This is a genomic window from Streptomyces sp. NPDC039462 (genome assembly GCF_055639375.1).
The window spans coordinates 513,731-531,143 of sequence record NZ_JBVKAO010000001.1 but is presented as its reverse complement, the minus strand read 5'-3'; the positions used below and the strand labels follow the sequence as shown (position 1 = coordinate 531,143).

Sequence of the window (17,413 nt, the reverse complement as noted above, 5' to 3'; positions counted from 1 at the left end):
CGCCCTCGGCAGCGGACAGGGCGGGGTGGCGCGATGTGCTCGATGACGTACGCGCACCGCATGCGCGCCCACGCCCGCCCCTTCCTCGCGGGCACCCCCGTACGAAGACGAAGACCTGCCGACCTCCCGGCCACGACCTGACGGCGTGAGACCGGGCCAACGAGAGGACCACCTCCCGTGCCTGCACCACGCACCCGACTCGCCGCCCTCGCGGCACTGCCCCTCCTCGCCCTGGCGCTCGGCGCCTGCGGCTACGGCTCCGAGGCGGCCGACGCCGACGAGAAGTCCAAGGTCGCCGAGGGCGCCGAGAAGATCGACGGCCTGGACAGCGTGAAGATCGGGTACTTCCCGAACCTCACCCACGCCACCGCCCTCGTCGGCAGCCAGGAGGGCCTGTTCCAGAAGGAGCTCGGCGGTACGGAGGCGAAGTACTCGCAGTTCAACGCCGGCCCCTCCGAGATCGAGGCGCTCAACGCGGGCTCCATCGACATCGGCTGGATCGGCCCGTCGCCCGCCATCAACGGCTACACCAAGTCGCAGGGCAAGAATCTGCGGATCATCGGCGGCTCCGCGTCCGGCGGCGTGAAGCTCGTGGTGAACCCCGAGAAGATCAAGTCCCTGGCCGACGTCAAGGGCAAGAAGATCGCGACGCCGCAGCTCGGCAACACCCAGGACGTCGCCTTCCTCAACTGGATCGCCGATCGGGGCTGGCGGGTCGACGCGCAGAGCGGCAAGGGCGACGTGTCGGTCGTCCGCACCGACAACAAGATCACCCCGGACGCCTACAAGTCCGGTTCCGTGGACGGCGCCTGGGTGCCGGAGCCGACCGCCTCCAAGCTGGTCGCCGAGGGCGGCAAGGTGCTGCTCGACGAGGCCGACCTGTGGCCGGACAAGAAGTTCGTGATCACGAACATCATCGTGCGGCAGGAGTTCCTCAAGGAGCACCCGAAGGTCGTCGAGGCCGTGCTGCGCGGCGCCGTGAAGACCAACGCGTGGATCGAGAAGAACCCGGAGAAGGCCAAGGCCGCCGCGAACGCCCGGCTGAAGGCGGACTCCGGCAAGGCGCTGCCCGCCGAGGTGCTCGACCCGGCGTGGAAGTCGATCGAGACGACCGACGACCCGCTGGCCGCCACCCTCGAGGCGGAGGCGGACCACGCCGTCAAGGCCGGTCTCCTGGAGAAGCCCGACCTCAAGGGCATCTACGACCTCCGCCCGCTGAACAAGGTTCTCAAGGCCGCGGGCGAGTCCCCGGTCGACGACGCCGGTCTCGGCGTCAAGTAGCCCCGGACCACGACCCGTTCACAGGAGGTGACGACCATGGCGACCACCCTCGCCACGGCCGCGGAGGACACCCGCACCACGGCCGGACACGCCGCGCGGATCGAGCACGTCTCGAAGTCCTTCGGCGGTCCCGCCGGACCCCAGCTGGTCCTGGACGACATCACGCTCGATGTCGCGCCGGGCGAGTTCGTCACCCTCCTGGGAGCCTCCGGCTGCGGCAAGTCGACGCTGCTCAATCTGGTCGCTGGGCTCGACGAGCCGTCCGCGGGCACCATCGCGACGGACGGCCGCCCGGCCCTGATGTTCCAGGAGCACGCCCTCTTCCCGTGGCTGACCGCGGGCAAGAACATCGAGCTCGCCCTGAAGCTGCGCGGCGTGCCGAAGGCCGAGCGCCGCCCGAAGGCCGAGGAGCTGCTCGAACTCGTCCGGCTGCAGGGCGCGTACGGCAAGCGGGTGCACGAGCTGTCCGGCGGCATGCGCCAGCGGGTGGCGCTGGCCCGCGCGCTGGCCCAGGACAGCCGGCTGCTCCTTATGGACGAGCCGTTCGCGGCGCTCGACGCGATCACGCGCGACGTGCTGCACGACGAGCTGACCCGCATCTGGCGCGAGACGAACGTCTCCGTCCTCTTCGTCACGCACAACGTCCGCGAGGCCGTGCGCCTCGCCCAGCGCGTCGTGCTCCTCTCGTCGCGTCCCGGCCGGGTGGCGCACGAGTGGCGGGTCGACATCCCGCACCCGCGCCGCATCGAGGACACCGCCGTGGCGGAACTGTCCGTCGAGATCACCGAACAACTGCGTGGGGAGATCCGCCGCCATGGCCAGCACTGAGACGACAGAACCGGTCAAGGAGTCCGGGGACGGCCAGGACCTCGCCGGCCTGGAGGCGGGCCTCGACGCGCTGGAGACGAAGGCGGGCCCCGTCCGCACGCCGGTGCGGCAGGTGCTCGTCCAGAAGGTGGTGCCGCCGCTCACCGCGGTGCTCCTCGTCCTGCTCGTGTGGCAGGCGCTGGTCTCCTTCAAGATCGTCGACGATCCGACGAAGCTGCCCTCGCCGTCCGCGGTGTGGGACGAGGTGACCGAGGCGTGGCTCCAGGGCACCCTGCTCGACTACATCTGGACCTCCGTCTCGCGCGGTCTGCTCGGCTTCCTGCTCGCCCTGGCGATCGGCACACCACTCGGCCTGATCGTCGCGCGCGTGCGGTTCATCCGGGCCGCCATCGGCCCGATCCTCTCCGGTCTGCAGTCGCTGCCCTCGGTGGCGTGGGTGCCGCCCGCGGTGCTGTGGCTGGGCCTGGAGAACAAGATGATGTACGCCGTCATCCTCCTCGGCGCGGTCCCCTCCATCGCCAACGGCCTCGTGTCGGGCGTCGACCAGGTGCCGCCGCTGTTCCTGCGCGCGGGCCGCACGCTCGGCGCGACGGGGCTGCGGCACACCTGGCACATCGTGCTCCCCGCGGCGCTGCCCGGCTACCTCGCGGGGCTCAAGCAGGGCTGGGCCTTCTCCTGGCGCTCCCTCATGGCCGCGGAGATCATCGCGTCCTCGCCGGAGCTCGGCGTGGGTCTCGGCCAGCTCCTGGAGAACGGCCGCAACGCCAGCTCCATGCCCATGATCTTCCTCGCCATCCTGCTCATCCTGATCGTCGGCGTCGCCATCGACCTGCTGATCTTCAGCCCGCTTGAGCGGCGCGTCCTGCGCAGCCGCGGCCTCCTCGTGAGGAGCTGAGTCCCGTGCACCGTCCCGTCCTCCTCGTCGTCGCCCACGGCAGCCGCGACCCGCGGCACGCCGCGACCGTGCACGCGCTGGTGCGCCGGGTGCGGTCGCTGCGCCCCGGGCTGCGGGTGGAGACGGCCTTCCTGGACTTCAACGCCCCTTCCGTACCGGAGGTTTTGGAGCAGCTGGCGGCCGAGGGCGTACGCGACGTCGTGGCGCAGCCCCTCCTCCTGACGCGGGCGTTCCACGCCAAGGCGGACATCCCCGCGGTCCTGCGCGAGGCGCCGCCGGTGCTGCGCGTCCGGCAGGCCGCGGTGCTCGGCCCTTCCCCGCTGCTCCTGTCCGCCCTGGAGCAGCGGCTGTACGAGGCGGGGCTCGACCCCGCCGACAAGTCCTCGACCGGGGTCGTCCTGGCCTCGGCGGGGTCGTCGGACCCGGAGGCGATCGCAGTGATCGCTGACATCGCGCGGGAGTGGCGGCACACCGGTTGGTGCGCCGTGCGGCCTGCGTTCGCCTCCGCGTCCCTGCCGCGCACGGAGGACGCCGTGCGCGAGCTGCGGGCCGTGGCCGGGGTGCGGCGGGTGGCCGTCGCCCCCTATGTCCTTGCTCCCGGCTTCCTGCCGGACCGCATCGCGCGGGGCGCGGCAGGCGCCGACGTCCTGGCCGACGTCCTCGGACCGGCGCCGGCGGTCGCGCGGCTCCTGGTACGGCGCTATGACGAGGCCTATGCGCCTGGCACCTGCCCCGTTGCTCCCCTGGCGCGGACTCCCGCACTGGCCTAGCTTGTGGGTTCATGACCCCGAGCCGATCCCGCACGCTGTGGCTGCGCACCGAACCCCTGCACGCGGTGGTCTACTTCGAGGAACGCTGCCGCGGCCTCGGCCGGGCCGTGGGCCTCAAGGGCTTCTGGATGGGGTACTTCGCGGCCCGCACCGCGCCGATGGGCCGCGTCGGCCCCGGGGTGGCCGCCGCCGCACTGGGTGTCTTCGCGCCCGGCATGGTGGCGCGCGCCCTGCCGTCCGCGTGGGAGTACGCGTCGCCGGACCGGGTCGTCGAGGAGCGCGCCCGCCTCACGGCCGCCGCCCTGCGCCAACTGGTCCCGTCGGTCGGCACGTTGGCCGCCACGGTCAACGGGCCCCTGATGGCCATGGTGGAGGACGCCCCGTCGCTCGCCCGCCCGCTGTTCGCCGCCAACCGCGACCTGGCGGACCGCGCCGACCCGGTCGAGCGGCTCTGGCAACTGTGCACCTGCGTCCGCGAGTTCCGCGGTGACGCACATGTCGCGGTCCTCGCCGACCGCGGCCTTGACGCCCGCGAGAGCCTCGTCCTGGCCGCCGCGACCGACCGCGTCGACGCGGCCGGCATCCGGCAGGACCGGGGCTGGACCGAGGAGGAGTGGGAGGTCTCCGTGGATCGGATGCGCGGCCTCGGCCTGCTCGACGCACTGGGCCGGGTCACCGAACGCGGTCTGACGGAGCGGGAGTTGATCGAGGACGACACGGACCGCCTCGCGGCACGCATGCTGCGCCCGCTGCACCACAAGGAGACGGACGCGCTCCTCGCCGCGCTGGAGCCGGCGGCCCGCCACATCCTGGACGCGGACGTCCTGCCGTTCCCGAACCCGATCGGACTGCCGCGGGCGGTCGGCTGAGCGCCGCGCGGGAATCCGTTTGCGCCGCTGTGTCCCGCCCCCTACCGTCACGCGGATGACGCCCGAACTGCGGTCCGAACGCCTCGCCCTCTCCCCCTACGCAGCCTCCGACGAGGAGGACTTCGTGGCGCTGTTCCAGGACGAGGCGGTGGGGCGCTGGTTCGGGGACGGGATGCAGAGCGAGGCGGAGGACCGGGCGCTGTTCGGACGGATCTTCAGCCGTGTGTACGCGGAGGGGCGCTTTCCCGTGTGGGCGGTCCGGTACGAGGGGCGCTATGCCGGCCACGCCGAGGTCAAGCCCTCCCCGGAGAGCTGGCTCGACGGCCACGAGATCGTCTACGGCCTCACCAGGGAGAGCTGGGGGCTCGGGCTCGGCACCGAGCTGGCGCGGCTCCTCACCGCGTACGGTCACGAGACCCTGGGCCTGGCCGAGGTGCACGCCACCGTCGACGCGGAGAACGCCCCCTCCCTCTCCGTCCTCGAGCGCCTCGGTTACACGCAGAGCCGCGCGGTCCCCGAGGAGGGCGGCACGATCACCCTCCAGATGACCTCGCGGCGCCCCGTGGACTGAACGCCCGCAGCCTGGGCCTCAGGAGAAGTCGAGGCCGCCGGTGCGGGTGCGCTTCAGCTCGAAGAAGTCCGGGTGGCCCGCGAGGACGCGGAAGCTGTCGAAGAGCCGGGCCGCCTCCTCGCCGCGCGGGATCGCGCGCAGCACGGGCCCGAACCAGACGGTGCCGTCGACGTGGATCGTCGGCGTGCCCACATAGCCGTCGGCCGCGGGGTCCTTGCCCGCGTCGTGGCTGCGGCGCAGCACGTCGTCGTACGAGGCGTCGTGCGCCGCCGCCGCGAGATCGGCCGGCAGCCCGAGCTCGGCGAGGGCCTGTTCGGCGACCTCCCCGAAGTCCTCGTTCCCGTCCTGGTGGATGCGGGTCCCGTAGGCGGTGTAGAGGTCGCGGAGGACCTTGTCGCCGTGCCGGTCCGCGGCGGCCGCGGCGATCCTCGTCAGGGTGAGCGAGCGGTCGACCAGGTCCCTGTACCAGTCGGGGAGTTCGTTGCCCTCGTTGTGGAGGAAGAGGCTCATCACGTGGAAGCGGACGTCGAGGTCGCGTTGGGGCTCGACCTCCAGGATCCAGCGCGAGGTGATCCAGGCGAAGGGGCAGGCCGGGTCGAAGTAGAAGTCGACGGTCGTCATGCCCCGACCCTATGCGGCGAATGGCTCCTGCTCCTGGGCCATTCACGACCTCTGAGCACGGGCCACTTCGGGTAGCAGGACCGCTTCGGGCACGCCGGGCCGGGGGATCAGTCGTCCTCGAACGGGGTCGCCTGGTGGAACCAGAGCCGCCAGGTGCCGTCCGTACGCCGCCACAGTGAACTGCGGTGCGCCCGGCGCCCGTTGTTGTCCGTGTCGAAGGTCAGGTGCACCAGGTCGTCGGCGAGCTGGACGCCCCTCATGCGGGAGGTCGTGAAGGGGCGGGCGCCGGGTGCCGGGCTCGCCGTGAGGACCCGCACGATCGACGCGCGGTCCCACTGTGCGCCGGAGGCGCCGAACTCGGTGAACTCGGGGTGCAGCAGCGCCCCGAAGAGTTCGGGCGACGCGCGCACCTCGGGGTCGAGGAGGCGCAGCTCGCCCTCGATGGCGGCCTGGACGGCGGGGGTGCGGTCAGTCACGGGTCATCTCCACGAGCTGGGTGACGGTGTTCCAGTTGCGGGTGGTGGCGACGACGCCCTTGGTGAAGGCGGGTCGTGCCAGCTGTTCGGCGAGCTTGGACCGGCCGAGACCGTCGGGGGCGTACAGGTAGAGGACCCGGTCGCCGAGCCTGAACTCCTCGGGGAGGAAGTCGGGTTGGTGGAGGGAGGCGAAGCGTTCCTCGGTGACCGGCGCGGAGAAGTAGGTGACGTGCAGTTGCTTGGGCTGCAGGTCGGCGGCGGGGAACGGGCAGGCGTCGGCCACCGCCTTCAGGTAGGCGCTGTCGCGCACGATGACGTCGACGGCGAAGCCGAAGCGCTCCTCGATCGCCGCCCGCACCTCGGCCGCCAGGGACTCCTCGTAGCCGTGGTCCGCGGTGAAGACGGCGTTGCCGCTCTGCAGATACGTCCGTACGCCGCCGTGGCCGAGCCCTTCCAGGAGCGCCCGGAGGTCGGCCATCGGCACCTTCTTGTGGCCGCCCACGTTGATGCCGCGCAGCAGCGCCGCATATGTCTTGATCGCCATGCGCACACGATAGAGCGGCCGCCGTGCCCCGTGGGGGTGGGCACGACGACCGCGGCTCGGGGAGCGGCGAGGGTTACTCGACGACCTTCAGGAGCTTGTTGGGCGTGCCCTCGCTCGGGTTGGAGATCTTGTCGGGGGTGGCGCCGTCGGTCAGGGCCTTGGCGACGTCCGCGGGCTTGGCGTCCGGGTGGGCGGCGACGTAGACGGCGGCGGCGCCCACGACGTGCGGGGTCGCCATCGACGTACCGGAGATGGTGTTGGTGGCGTCGTCACCGGTGTTCCAGGCGGACGTGATGTCCGAGCCCGGGGCGTAGATGTCCACGACGGAGCCGTAGTTGGAGAAGTCCGACTGCTTGTCGTCCTTGGTGGAGGAGGCGACCGTGATGGCGTCCTTCACCCGGGCCGGGGAGCCCTGGGAGGCGTCGGTCGACTCGTTGCCCGCGGCGACCGCGAAGGTGACGCCGGCGTCGATCGCCTTCTGGACGGCCGCGTCGAGCGCTTCGTCCGCTCCGCCGCCGAGGCTCATGTTGGCGACGGAGGGGCCCTGGTGGTTCTTGGTGACCCAGTCGATGCCCGCGACGACCTGCTCGGTGGTGCCGGAGCCCTGGTCGTCCAGGACGCGGACGGCGACGATCTTCGCCTTCTTGGCGACGCCGTGCGCCTCACCGGCGATGGTGCCGGCGACGTGCGTGCCGTGGCCGTTGCCGTCGTCGGCGTTGTCGTCGTTGTCGACGGCGTCGAAGCCGGAGACCGCGCGGCCGCCGAAGTCCTTGTGGCTGACGCGGACACCGGTGTCGATGACGTACGCGGTGGCGCCCTCGCCGGCGGCGTCCGGGTAGGTGTACTTCTTGTCGGCAGCGGTGTCCGCCTGGTCGATGCGGTCCAGGCCCCACGACGGCGGGTTGTCCTGGGTGGCGTCGATGGTGAACTTCTTCGACTGGACGACCTTGCCGACGGACGGGTCGGCGGCCAGGCGCTTGGCCTCGGTCTCGCTCAGGCCCTTGGCCGAGAAGCCGTTGATCGCGGAGGAGTAGTTGCGCTTGAGCTCGCCGCCGTACTCCTCGGCCAGGTCGGACTTGCCGGCCTTGTCGACCTTCTCGTCGAGCATCACGATGTAGCTGCCGGCCACGGCGCCCTTGGCGTCCAGGCCGTACACCTTGCCCTCGGCGGGGGTGGCCGCACCGGCGAAGGAGGTCGCGAAGACGGTGACGCCGACCGCGGTGGCGGCGGTGGCTATCGCGGCGGTGAGCTTCATCGTGCGGGCACGCTTGTGAGTTGCCATGAAGAGGGGTCTCCTCAGTGCTGTGTGGGGGGATGTGGGGGGGTTTATTCAGCTGTTTCGCCCAGGGCCTGCCGTGGCGACAAGTTCGTCGCGACATCCCTCGAGGGCCGGAAGATCTCCGGGTGTTGGGACGAAACCCTGACTGATTGACGCGCGCAGATCAATACCTACATACAGCTGTGACTTGTTCAACAAGGTTCCGTAATAACAAACCGGATCTGTGCTGCCGGACCGGACATCCCGGGCCACAGCACCCCCAACTCCCGGTAACAGAAGGCGTTTCGCGCCACACGGACAACGCCGGACGCGCTGGCAGAACCAGCTCGTCCGGCGTCGGGAACATGCGCACCGGCGTCGCGCCTCAGGCCGCGGCGGGGACCTTCTGCTCCTCGAAGGAGTCGATCGTCCGCGTGAAGTCACGGGTCGAGAGCAGCAGTTTGTAGATGATGGCAAGTTCGAAGACCAGCAGGAGCGCACCCGAGACGATCGTCGCGGGGATCACCGCGTCGAAGAGCGGGCCGATCATGAAGACGCCCATCTGGAACTCGATGCCGCTCACCAGGTGCGCGCGAATACGGTGGCGCAGCAGGAAGGAACGGGCCCGCAGATACGCGGGGAACTTCCGCCGGAACTCCTGGTGCAGGTCGATCACCTGAGCCTTCGGAGCCACCGTCGCCGTCTCCCCCTCGGCGCCGGCCTCCTGGGACGGCTGCGGGGCGTAGGGCGCCTCGCCCGCGGCCCGCTGCAGGTCCTGCTCGATGTCGGCCGACGGGTTGTCCCGCAGCAGGTCCTCCATGAAGGCGAGCTCCGCCTCGTTCTGCGCGCGCCGCGCGGCCCGCATGCGCGTCTTGATCTGCTTGCGCATGGTGTGCCGGATCTTGAAGATCTCCAGCGAGTTGATGTAGCGCAGGGTGTCGAGCGCGACGACGGCGAGCGCGAGCCAGATGTAGAGGGTGTCGCCGGTGCGGTCGTACTGGCCCCACATCAGCGCGACGCCGCACACCATGACGCGGATCCGGTCGAAGACGAAGTCCAGCCAGGCGCCGAAGACCGAGCCCTGACCGGTGAGCCGGGCGACCTTCCCGTCCATGCAGTCGAGGATGAAGCTGAAGTGGTAGATCACCGCACCGAGGGCGAGCCACTTCCAGTCGCCGAACGCGAAACACGCCGCCGAGCCGAGCCCGAGAAGGAACGCGCCCCAGGTGATCTGGTTCGGCGTGATCCGCGTGTACTTGGCGGTGAGCCGCACGAGCGGCGTGGCGACCGGGTCGACAAGCAACACGGTCCACCACGCGTCACGCTTCTTCTCGGTGATGCGGCGCACCTCGGCGAGGGGCGGTATGTCTCGACGCATGGGGGTCAACTTCCTGGCGTTCGGCGAAAGTTCACCTCACGCTAGGAAGTAGTTCGCCCAAGGAACAAGATCTACGCTGTGCAACCTTTGGCCGGGGGTAACGGTCAACCTTTCAGGGCGAGTCAATGGGCCTTCCAGCACGGTGGCGCGTTATCAGAGCGTTATCCAATAACTGGGCCACCTAGGGAACCGCGTCACGCAGCGTCACGTCAGGGCCGTCCCGCCAGCGCCTTCTCCAGCTCCTCCTCGATGAGGTCGGCCGCCCTCTTCGTGCCGCCCTCCCCCGCCATCGACCGCTGGATCTCCCCCAGCCTGCGGGCCACTTCGGGGTCGCCGGCCAGGGCGAGGACCGCCTCGCGCAGCGTCTCGGCGGTGGCCTCCTCCATCGGCACGTGTCGTGCGACACCCAGCCCCTGGAGCATGTCCGCGTTGCCGAACTGGTCGGTGGCCAGCGGTACGGCCACCATCGGCGTCGCGGTCGCGAGGCCCTCCTGGCTGCCGCCCGCGCCGGCGTGGGTGATGAAGGCGTCGGCCTTTTTGAGGACCGCCAACTGTGGCACCCAGGGGTGCACCTCTACGTTCTCCGGTACGTCCCCGAGCTCGCCCGCGTCGACGTGTTTGCCGACCTGGAGCACCACGTGCCAGCCCGGCAGGTTCCCGAAGGCCTTGACGCACTCACGGTAGAAGGCGGGCTGCTTGGTGAAGGCCGAGCCGAGCGAGACGAGCAGCACCTTCTCGGCGCCCGCGGGCCGCTCCCAGTCGCCCTGCGCCGCCCGGTCGCCCTGGCAGGCGCCGACGAAGGTGTGGACGCTCTCGTCGACCCGGTCGGCGTTCGGCTGGAGGGCCTTCGGGATCAGCACGAGGGAGCGCGGCGGCCTGCCGACGAAGGGGTCCGGCTGCTGGGTGATGCCGTTCTCGGCGAGCCAGCCGGTGAAGCGGTCGTAGTACGCCCGGCCGCGCTCGGTCTCCTTCAGCTCCGCGTACATCGGCTCGGCGACCTCCTCCTCGTAGCCCTCCCAGGCGACGAGGTTCGGCGAGAGCGAGATCTCGGGGACGCCCCAGCGGCGGGCGAGGACGCGCGCCGGATAGGAGGTGATGTCGTACAGGACGAGGTCGGGCTCGTCCCCCTCATAGGCGCGGGCCAGCTCCGGCAGGACTTGGATCGCGTCGGCGAGGAACGGCTCGATGTTGTCGATCAGTTCCGTGCCCCAGGCGTCCGGGTCGTCGTCCGGGGAGGGCAGCGTCGTGGTGTAGGGCCGGGGCTCGGCACCGGTCTCGGCGACCTTGTCCACGAAGACGTGCGGGATGGCGTACGTGACGCGGTGGCCGCGCGCGACGAGCTCGCGGATCACTTCGAGGCTCGGGTTGACGTGCCCGTGGGCGGCGATCGAGAACATGGCGATGTGGGCAGGCCCGGATGAGGTCATGCCCAGACCTTAAGCGAGACGAGACGTCTCGTGCAAGACGTAGACGGACTGCGCTCGCCCGTGACCTGCGCTCGCGCTACGCCGGATTGTCGTCGGCCGCCGCCGCCTCGTTGTAGCGGAGCAGATACTCGGCGAACCGCTCCAGATCCACCCCGCTCCACCCCGCGAGCCGCTCCTGGAACGCGACCCGGCGGGCGGCGCCGACCTGCGCGAGGACCTCATTGCCCCGCTCGGTCGGATGCAGGACGTGCACCCGATGGTCGGCCGGATCGAGCCGCCGCTCGACGAGCCCGGCCTTCTCCAGCGCTCCCACCTGCCTGCTGATGGTCGACTTGTCGAGCGTGTAGTGCGCGGCCAGGTCCGTGGCCCGACAGCCGCCCTGGTATTCGAGATGGCTGAGCAGCGTGAAGGACACGAGCGAGAGCTCGGGGTGCATCCGCGCGGCGGTGGCGCGCGCCCGCCGGGCGAACGCGGTCATCTCCCGCTGGATGACCTCGATGGACTCGTCCCGGCCGCCGGCCCTCGCTCCGGCCCCGGACCCGTCTCGATCGGTCACGATTTCTCCCTCTCCATGAATGGTTGTACAGTACAACACAACGAGAGTTGTATATGCCAACCATCTCGACCGTCTCTGTCGAGCCCGAACAAGCCGAACCCGAACAAGCCGAACCCGAACAAGCCGAGTAACCGGAGTCCCCCATGTCCGCCACCCCCGCGGAACCCGCCGCCCGACTGCGGGACGTCCTGCGCCACGTCCTGCTCCACCTGCTCACGCCCCTGCTGATGTGCCTCGGCATGGGCCTCGCCTACATGGGCGCGTTCGTCACGCCCGAGCCGAACGACATGCCGATCGCCGTCGTCGGCTCAGGACCGCAGACCCAGGCCTTCGCGCAGACCGTCAAGGACAAGGCGGGCGACGCCCTCGACGTGCGTACCCTCGGCTCGCGCGAGCAGGCCGTCGACGCGCTCAAGTCGCAGGACATAGCGGGCGCCTACGTGCCCGACGCGAAGTCGCCCGAGCTGATCGTGGCCACCGCGGGGTCCGACATGAGCGCGACGGCCGCGCAGAAGATCTTCACGCCCGTCGCGGCGGAGCAGGGCGAGCCGCTCAAGGTCACCGACGTGGCCGCGCCGGTCGACGACGACCCCACGGGCCAGGGCCTCTTCTTCCTGCTCGTCGCCGTGAGCATCGGCTCGTACGCGTCGGTGGCGGTGCTCGGCGCGGCGGGCGCGGGGCTGCGGATGCGGGCCCGCGCGGGGCTCGTCGTGGGTGTCTCCTTCGCCGTCAGCCTCATCGGCGCGGCGCTCGCGGGCCCGGTCTTCCACCTGGTGCACCAGGGGCTGTGGGGCGTGTGGGCCATGTGCTGGCTCTACGCGGCCGGAATCCTCTTCATCGGCGTCGGACTGCACACGTTCCTGAAGCGCTGGACGACGCTGGCGATGATGGTGCTCTTCGTGATGCTCAACTTCACGTCGTCCGGCGGGCTCTTCCGCCCCGAGCTGCAGAACGGCTTCTTCGGCTCCCTGCACGCCTTCTGGAACGGCGCGGGCTTCGTCGAGGGCATCCGCAGCCACCTCTACTTCGGCGGCCACGGACTCGGCGGCCACGTCTGGACGCTGGCCGGCTGGCTGCTGCTCGGCCTGGTCGTGGTCGGCATCGCGGGGCTCTGGGAGCGGCGCGGGCGTGCCGCGGTGGCCCCGGCGGCCGCTCAGGACGCACAGATGGAGGAGGAGATGGAGGAGTCGGTCGCGGTGTGACGGCGGGCGGTACCCGGGCCGGGCAGCATTGAAGCCGCCCGGCCCGGGTGCGGTTCGAGGCTACTTCCGGCCCGCGCCTGTCGGGCAGGTGCAGTCCTTCGCCGGCAGCTCGCCGGTCAGCACGGAGTGCGGGGAGTCGGCTTCATGTGCGCCCTTCGTCGGTCGTGCGCGGGGGTGGCGGTCATCGGGTCGGCCGGTGCTGGGGACGGGCGGGGTCAGCCGCGTACGGCTGGTACTGCGGGTCCGGCGAGGGCTGTCCGTACGACTGATACGGCGAGGGCTGTCCGTACGGCTGCGGCCGGTACTCCTGCTGCGGCGCGTGCGGCCCGTCCGGGACGCGGTGGTGACCCGGCGTCCGCCCCGACCTGCGCGGCCACCACAGACCGCGGCCGAGCATCGCGGCAAGGGCGGGCACCAGCACGAGGGAGAGCACGAGCGAGGAGAGGAGGATGCCCAGGCCGGTGGCGAAGCCGATCTCCTGAGTTGCGGGGCTCGCGGCGAGACTGGCGAAGGAACCGGCGAGCACGATGCCGGCCGTGGCGATGGCGGGCGCGGTGTGCCGCACCGCCTCGGCCACGGCGTGCCGGGCCGGGACCGGCTTCTCCATCTCCTCCCTGATCCGGTCGGTGATCAGGATGTTGTAGTCGGTGCCGAGGGCGACGACGAAGAGGAAGAGCACCAGGGGCAGCGTGAACGAGACTCCCGGCCGGTCGAGGCCGTGCTGGAAGAGCAGCGTGCTCGCACCGAGCGTGGCCAGGAAGCCGAGCCCCACGGCGAGCATCAGCACGACCGGGGCGAGCAGGGAGCGCAGCAGCAGGAAGAGGATCACCGCGATCAGCAGGGCCGCGACCGGGAACACCAGGCGCAGGTCCTTCTCCACGGCCGTCGAGATGTCGGCGAAGATCGCGGCCGTCCCCGTGACGTACGCCTTCGTGCCTTCCGGGGCGGTCCGCGCGGCCGTCTCCCTGACGGGACCAGAGACCAGGTCGCGCGCCTTCTGCGAATCGGACCTGACGCTCAGGAGGAGGTCGACCCGCGCGGCCGTGCGGTCCTTGCTGAGCACCGGCTTGCCCACCTCGCCGACGCCCTCCGCCTTGGCGAGGGAGCGGGTCATGCCGGTGAGCGAACTCTGCTTGATCTCCTCGCCGTTCGTGCTGCGTACGTACACGGTGTGCGGGTCGGAGACGCCCGCGGGCAGACTGCGGGAGATCTGCTCGGCGGTCCTGACGGCGGCGGTCTCGTGCCGGCCCTGCTGGTCGTAGCTCATCGTGATGCCGAGCGCGCCCGCGCCCAGCGCGCCCAGCAGCACCAGGCTGCCGAGGGCGTACCGCAGCGGCCGGCTGCTCACCGCGTGGCCCAGGCGTGCGGCGAAGCCGCCGGTGCGCTCCTTCTTCCAGGCGCGTGCGGGCCAGAACATGCCGCGCCCGAGTACGGCGAGGAGCGCGGGCATCAGGGTGAGGCTGGCGAGGAGCATGACGAGCACGGAGATCGCGATCGCCGGGCCGAGGACCCGGAACTGTCCGAAGCTGGCCAGGCCCAGGGTCGCGAAGGCCGCCACGATCGTCAGCGCCGCGGACGTGATCGCGCTGCCCACCCGCCCGGTCGTCTCGGCGGCGGCCGTCCGGGCGTTCTGCTCGGGGTGGTTCCGCAGTTGTTCCCGGAACCGGAACATCAGGAAGAGGAAGTAGTCGATGCCGATGCCGAGGAGGACGACGCCGATGAGTGAAGGCGTCGACGCGTCGAGGCTGATGTCGAAGAGCTTCGCCGCGCCGACCACGGCGCCCGAGGCGACTCCGCCGATCAGCGCCACCGCGATCAGCGGCACGAACGCGGCCGCGAGAGAGCGGAACACCAGCACGTTCAGCAGGACGATGAGGCCCATCGTCAGGCTGGAGACGATTTTCGCCGTGTCTTCCTCGGCCTCGGTGTCGTCCACCGTGGAGGCGATGCCGCCGGTGAATCCGACCCGCATGTCCGCGTCGGCGAATTCGTCCTTCGCGGTGTCGCGGAATTCCTTGTAGACGTCCTGCAGACCCGGGTCACTGGGATTTCCGTCGAGGGAAACGGTGAGGAGCCGGAAGCTCTTGTCGGGCGCCACCGCCCCCGCCGAGACGCGCGGGGTCTGCGAATGGTCCTTCATGAGCGGTTCGGGCTTCGCCGCGACGATCCGCTCCCGGCCCAGATCCGCGGCGGTGTCCGCGATGCGCCGCTGGTCGCCCACCGTCAGCCGGCCTCCGTCGTCCCTGGCGACGAGCACGGTCAGGGCGTTGGGGTCGGGCTTCGCGCCGAATTCCTCCTCGGCTATCCGGAGCGCCACCGCCGAGTCGTACTTCTTGGGCAGGAAGTCCCCGGCCTGGGAGTCGGTGACGTCGTACATCATCGAGTTCCCCACGAACGACAGGGCCGCTCCGAGGATCGTCCAGACGACGATGGTCATCCATCGATGCCGGGTGGAGAAAGAGGTCAGCTTGCGGATCATGCCAATAGGTCATCACGCGGGGCCCCTTGAGCACGTCGGCCGCCGGAAGGGTCCGCACCCCTGACCGTGGTCCGGTACTGCCTCGCGGGCAGTACTCCAGTACTGGCCGGAAGAACCGCCACCGCGCCGACTCGGGGCTCCGTCGGGCGGGATCTAATGGTGCCCAGAGACGGGACATCAGGGCCCGCCGGACATTCGACTCGGAGGCGCCAGGATGGCCCGCGACTTCTTCCCGACGGTACCGCCCACGCGCGGGGTGCGGCCGACGCCGGGGGACGTGGTGGTCGCCGCCCTCGCCGTGACGCTCGACCTGCTGGCCTACCTCGTCCCGGGCGAAGAGGGCCCGGACGCACCGGTCACCGTGCTCGGCATCCTGCTCATCGCCGTCTCCGTGGTCCCGCTGCTCTTCAGACGCCACTACCCCGTGCAGGCGCTCGGCGCGGCCCTCGCCGTGCAGCTGGCCGTCAACCTCGGGCTCGCCGTCGACCCGGGCGAGCCGGTGTCGAACACGTACGGCGCCGCCGTCACGATCGGGCTCTACACCGTGGCCAGGTACAGCGGACGGTGGGCCCTGCTGCTGGGTGTCATCGCCACCGGTCCCGTGCAGCTCGCGCGGCACTGGCAGAACGACGTGCCCTTCATCGGCATGGGCATCACCGACCTGCTGGTGACGCCCTGCCTCATCGTCGCCATCGGCCTGGCCGTGCGGCAGTGGCAGTCGCAGCTCGACATCAACCGGAGGCTGCTCGCCGACCGCGCGGTGACCGAGGAGCGGCGTCGCATCGCGCGCGAGCTGCACGACATCGTGGCCCACCACATCACCACCATGTACCTGATGTCCGGCGGGGCCAGGTCGACCCTGGACCGCGACCCCGACACGGCCCGCGAGGCGCTGGTGACGCTGGAGGAGTCCGGCCGCACCGCGCTGCACGAGATGCGTCAGCTCCTCGGGGTGCTGCGCAGCACCGACACTTTGGAGGAGGCGCCGTCGGAGCCCCAGCCCGGGGTGGACGGCATCGAGCGGCTCGTCGCCGATTCGGGCGCGGCGGGCCTGCCGGCCGAACTCCACGTCACCGGGCGGCCCCGGCCGCTGCCGATGACCGTCGGCCTCACCCTCTACCGCATCGTGCAGGAGGCGTTGACCAACGCCCGCAAGCACGCGGGGCCCGCCCGTGCCACGGTGCGGCTCGCCTATCTGCCGGACCGCGTCACCGTGGAGGTGACCGACGACGGCGCCGGGGCGGGGGCCACTGCCGGCAGGGCGCCCGGCGGGGGCGTCACGGGCAGCGGATACGGTCTTCTCGGCATGCGGGAACGCATCGCCCTGCACGACGGCTCCCTGCGCGTCGGCAGCCGTGCGGAAGGCGGGTTCGAGGTGGTCGCGAGCGTGCCGCTGCCGGCCGACACGTACGCGGCCGACACAGCTGACACTTCTGGTACCGCCGGTACTGCCGGTACCTCCGGCACACACGACAAGGACGGGACGCGATGACCTCCACCTCCGAGCCCGAGCGGAGTAGCGCGCCCGAGCGGAGCGGCGAGCCCGAGCAGAGTGCCGAGCCCGAGCGGATCACCGTGCTCATCGCCGACGACCAGCCCCTCGTGCGCCGGGGCCTGTCGCTGATCCTCCGCTCGGACCCCGCCATCGACGTCGTCGGCGAGGTGGGCGACGGCGAGCAGGCCATCACGGCCGCCCGCGAACTGCGCCCCGACGTCATCCTGATGGACATCCGCATGCCGGTGCTCGACGGGGTCAAGGCCACCGAGCGCCTGGCCGCCGAGCTGCCCCGGTGCCGGGTCCTCGCGCTCAGCACCTTCGACATGGACGAACACGTGGTCGGCGCCCTTCGGGCCGGGGCCTCCGGCTTCCTGCCCAAGGACGTCTCCCCGGAGGAGCTCGTCACCGCGCTGCGCACCGTCCACCGGGGCGAGGCCGTCGTCGCCCCGCGGCTGCTGACCCGGCTGCTCGCCACCTTCGTGACCCCGGCCCCGGCCCCAGCCTCGCACCCGCAGGCCGGGGGCATCTCCGGGCTCACCCCGCGCGAGGTCGAGGTGCTCCGGCTGATCGCCGCGGGCCTCGACAACAGCGAGATCGCGCAGCAGATGGCCATCGGCGTGCAGACCGTGAAGAACCACGCCACCGGCATCTTCGCCAAGCTGGGCGTCCGCGACCGCGCGCAGGCCGTCATCGCCGCGTACGAATCGGGGCTCGTGCGGGCGGGCCAGAACCACGGGCTCCGCCCCTGAATCCCGCGGCC

The 17,413-nt window shown here is 71.0% G+C and carries 17 protein-coding genes; 9 read left to right on the top strand and 8 right to left on the bottom strand.

Annotated features, from left to right (window positions below):
* Window positions 1-177 precede the first annotated feature (177 nt).
* From ACZ7LU_RS02115 to ACZ7LU_RS02090, 6 genes are read left to right on the top strand one after another with little or no spacing between them, the layout of a single operon-like run.
* Window positions 178-1,281, top strand: coding sequence for an aliphatic sulfonate ABC transporter substrate-binding protein (locus ACZ7LU_RS02115; protein ID WP_468312006.1), 1,104 nt, complete (start codon window positions 178-180; stop codon window positions 1,279-1,281).
* A gap of 36 nt (window positions 1,282-1,317) precedes the next feature.
* Window positions 1,318-2,109 carry an ABC transporter ATP-binding protein gene (locus ACZ7LU_RS02110; protein ID WP_468561080.1) on the top strand — a complete coding sequence of 264 codons (792 nt, stop codon included), beginning with the start codon at window positions 1,318-1,320 and terminating at the stop codon, window positions 2,107-2,109.
* A complete protein-coding gene (locus ACZ7LU_RS02105; RefSeq protein ID WP_398305984.1) occupies window positions 2,096-3,004 on the top strand; it encodes an ABC transporter permease in 909 nt (302 codons plus the stop codon). Before ACZ7LU_RS02110 ends, ACZ7LU_RS02105 begins: the two co-directional genes overlap by 14 nt.
* Entirely contained in the window at window positions 3,001-3,774 is a 774-nt protein-coding gene (locus ACZ7LU_RS02100; RefSeq protein ID WP_471916456.1) for a sirohydrochlorin chelatase, read from the top strand. Before ACZ7LU_RS02105 ends, ACZ7LU_RS02100 begins: the two co-directional genes overlap by 4 nt.
* An 11-nt stretch (window positions 3,775-3,785) precedes the next feature.
* Entirely contained in the window at window positions 3,786-4,643 is an 858-nt protein-coding gene (locus ACZ7LU_RS02095; protein ID WP_471915386.1) for an SCO6745 family protein, read from the top strand.
* Window positions 4,644-4,698: 55 nt separating this feature from the next.
* Window positions 4,699-5,214 carry a GNAT family N-acetyltransferase gene (locus tag ACZ7LU_RS02090; protein WP_471148187.1) on the top strand — a complete coding sequence of 172 codons (516 nt, stop codon included), beginning with the start codon at window positions 4,699-4,701 and terminating at the stop codon, window positions 5,212-5,214.
* An 18-nt stretch (window positions 5,215-5,232) separates the two neighbouring features.
* Here ACZ7LU_RS02090 and ACZ7LU_RS02085 read toward each other — a convergent pair whose 3' ends face one another.
* From ACZ7LU_RS02085 to ACZ7LU_RS02055, 7 genes are all read right to left on the bottom strand, one after another.
* A complete protein-coding gene (locus tag ACZ7LU_RS02085; protein WP_471915385.1) occupies window positions 5,233-5,835 on the bottom strand; it encodes a mycothiol-dependent nitroreductase Rv2466c family protein in 603 nt (200 codons plus the stop codon).
* A 107-nt stretch (window positions 5,836-5,942) separates the two neighbouring features.
* Complete coding sequence (locus ACZ7LU_RS02080) at window positions 5,943-6,311, bottom strand: nuclear transport factor 2 family protein (protein WP_468561072.1); 369 nt, start codon at window positions 6,309-6,311, stop codon at window positions 5,943-5,945.
* On the bottom strand, window positions 6,304-6,855 hold the full coding sequence (locus tag ACZ7LU_RS02075; protein ID WP_471915384.1) for a DUF1697 domain-containing protein: 552 nt from the start codon (window positions 6,853-6,855) through the stop codon (window positions 6,304-6,306). The genes ACZ7LU_RS02080 and ACZ7LU_RS02075 overlap by 8 nt, the downstream gene beginning before the upstream one ends.
* A 73-nt stretch (window positions 6,856-6,928) precedes the next feature.
* The gene (locus ACZ7LU_RS02070; RefSeq protein WP_468561068.1) at window positions 6,929-8,137 is read right to left on the bottom strand and encodes a S8 family peptidase; all 1,209 of its coding nucleotides are present in this window, start codon (window positions 8,135-8,137) and stop codon (window positions 6,929-6,931) included.
* 361 nt (window positions 8,138-8,498) lie between these two features.
* Complete coding sequence (locus ACZ7LU_RS02065; RefSeq protein ID WP_468561066.1) at window positions 8,499-9,491, bottom strand: CDP-alcohol phosphatidyltransferase family protein; 993 nt, start codon at window positions 9,489-9,491, stop codon at window positions 8,499-8,501.
* A gap of 209 nt (window positions 9,492-9,700) precedes the next feature.
* Window positions 9,701-10,918, bottom strand: coding sequence for a macrolide-inactivating glycosyltransferase (mgt, locus tag ACZ7LU_RS02060; RefSeq protein WP_471915383.1), 1,218 nt, complete (start codon window positions 10,916-10,918; stop codon window positions 9,701-9,703).
* A 76-nt stretch (window positions 10,919-10,994) separates the two neighbouring features.
* Window positions 10,995-11,396: a MarR family winged helix-turn-helix transcriptional regulator gene (locus tag ACZ7LU_RS02055; RefSeq protein ID WP_471916455.1), complete on the bottom strand. Its 402-nt coding sequence runs from the start codon at window positions 11,394-11,396 to the stop codon at window positions 10,995-10,997.
* Window positions 11,397-11,617: 221 nt separating this feature from the next.
* On the opposite strand from ACZ7LU_RS02055, the gene ACZ7LU_RS02050 reads away from it, so the two are divergent.
* On the top strand, window positions 11,618-12,676 hold the full coding sequence (locus tag ACZ7LU_RS02050) for an ABC-2 transporter permease (RefSeq protein ID WP_468713129.1): 1,059 nt from the start codon (window positions 11,618-11,620) through the stop codon (window positions 12,674-12,676).
* A gap of 181 nt (window positions 12,677-12,857) precedes the next feature.
* On the opposite strand, the gene ACZ7LU_RS02045 is transcribed toward ACZ7LU_RS02050, so the two are convergent.
* On the bottom strand, window positions 12,858-15,155 hold the full coding sequence (locus tag ACZ7LU_RS02045; RefSeq protein ID WP_471915382.1) for an MMPL family transporter: 2,298 nt from the start codon (window positions 15,153-15,155) through the stop codon (window positions 12,858-12,860).
* Window positions 15,156-15,369: 214 nt separating this feature from the next.
* Here ACZ7LU_RS02045 and ACZ7LU_RS02040 point away from each other — a divergent pair, with 214 nt between their 5' ends.
* Window positions 15,370-16,647, top strand: a complete 1,278-nt coding sequence (locus ACZ7LU_RS02040; RefSeq protein WP_398305952.1) for a sensor histidine kinase — start codon at window positions 15,370-15,372, stop codon at window positions 16,645-16,647.
* Window positions 16,644-17,402, top strand: coding sequence for a response regulator (locus ACZ7LU_RS02035; RefSeq protein WP_471915381.1), 759 nt, complete (start codon window positions 16,644-16,646; stop codon window positions 17,400-17,402). Before ACZ7LU_RS02040 ends, ACZ7LU_RS02035 begins: the two co-directional genes overlap by 4 nt.
* The last annotated feature ends 11 nt before the right edge of the window (window positions 17,403-17,413 follow it).

Coding starts and splice junctions, on each gene's coding strand:
- mgt (WP_471915383.1), bottom strand. CDS start 10,918: ATGACCTCATCCGGGCCTGCCCACATCGCCATGTTCTCGATCGCCGCC.
- ACZ7LU_RS02110 (WP_468561080.1), top strand. CDS start 1,318: ATGGCGACCACCCTCGCCACGGCCGCGGAGGACACCCGCACCACGGCC.
- ACZ7LU_RS02085 (WP_471915385.1), bottom strand. CDS start 5,835: ATGACGACCGTCGACTTCTACTTCGACCCGGCCTGCCCCTTCGCCTGG.
- ACZ7LU_RS02045 (WP_471915382.1), bottom strand. CDS start 15,155: ATGATCCGCAAGCTGACCTCTTTCTCCACCCGGCATCGATGGATGACC.
- ACZ7LU_RS02035 (WP_471915381.1), top strand. CDS start 16,644: ATGACCTCCACCTCCGAGCCCGAGCGGAGTAGCGCGCCCGAGCGGAGC.
- ACZ7LU_RS02050 (WP_468713129.1), top strand. CDS start 11,618: ATGTCCGCCACCCCCGCGGAACCCGCCGCCCGACTGCGGGACGTCCTG.
- ACZ7LU_RS02075 (WP_471915384.1), bottom strand. CDS start 6,855: ATGGCGATCAAGACATATGCGGCGCTGCTGCGCGGCATCAACGTGGGC.
- ACZ7LU_RS02055 (WP_471916455.1), bottom strand. CDS start 11,396: ATGACCGCGTTCGCCCGGCGGGCGCGCGCCACCGCCGCGCGGATGCAC.
- ACZ7LU_RS02095 (WP_471915386.1), top strand. CDS start 3,786: ATGACCCCGAGCCGATCCCGCACGCTGTGGCTGCGCACCGAACCCCTG.
- ACZ7LU_RS02070 (WP_468561068.1), bottom strand. CDS start 8,137: ATGGCAACTCACAAGCGTGCCCGCACGATGAAGCTCACCGCCGCGATA.
- ACZ7LU_RS02105 (WP_398305984.1), top strand. CDS start 2,096: ATGGCCAGCACTGAGACGACAGAACCGGTCAAGGAGTCCGGGGACGGC.
- ACZ7LU_RS02040 (WP_398305952.1), top strand. CDS start 15,370: ATGGCCCGCGACTTCTTCCCGACGGTACCGCCCACGCGCGGGGTGCGG.
- ACZ7LU_RS02090 (WP_471148187.1), top strand. CDS start 4,699: ATGACGCCCGAACTGCGGTCCGAACGCCTCGCCCTCTCCCCCTACGCA.
- ACZ7LU_RS02065 (WP_468561066.1), bottom strand. CDS start 9,491: ATGCGTCGAGACATACCGCCCCTCGCCGAGGTGCGCCGCATCACCGAG.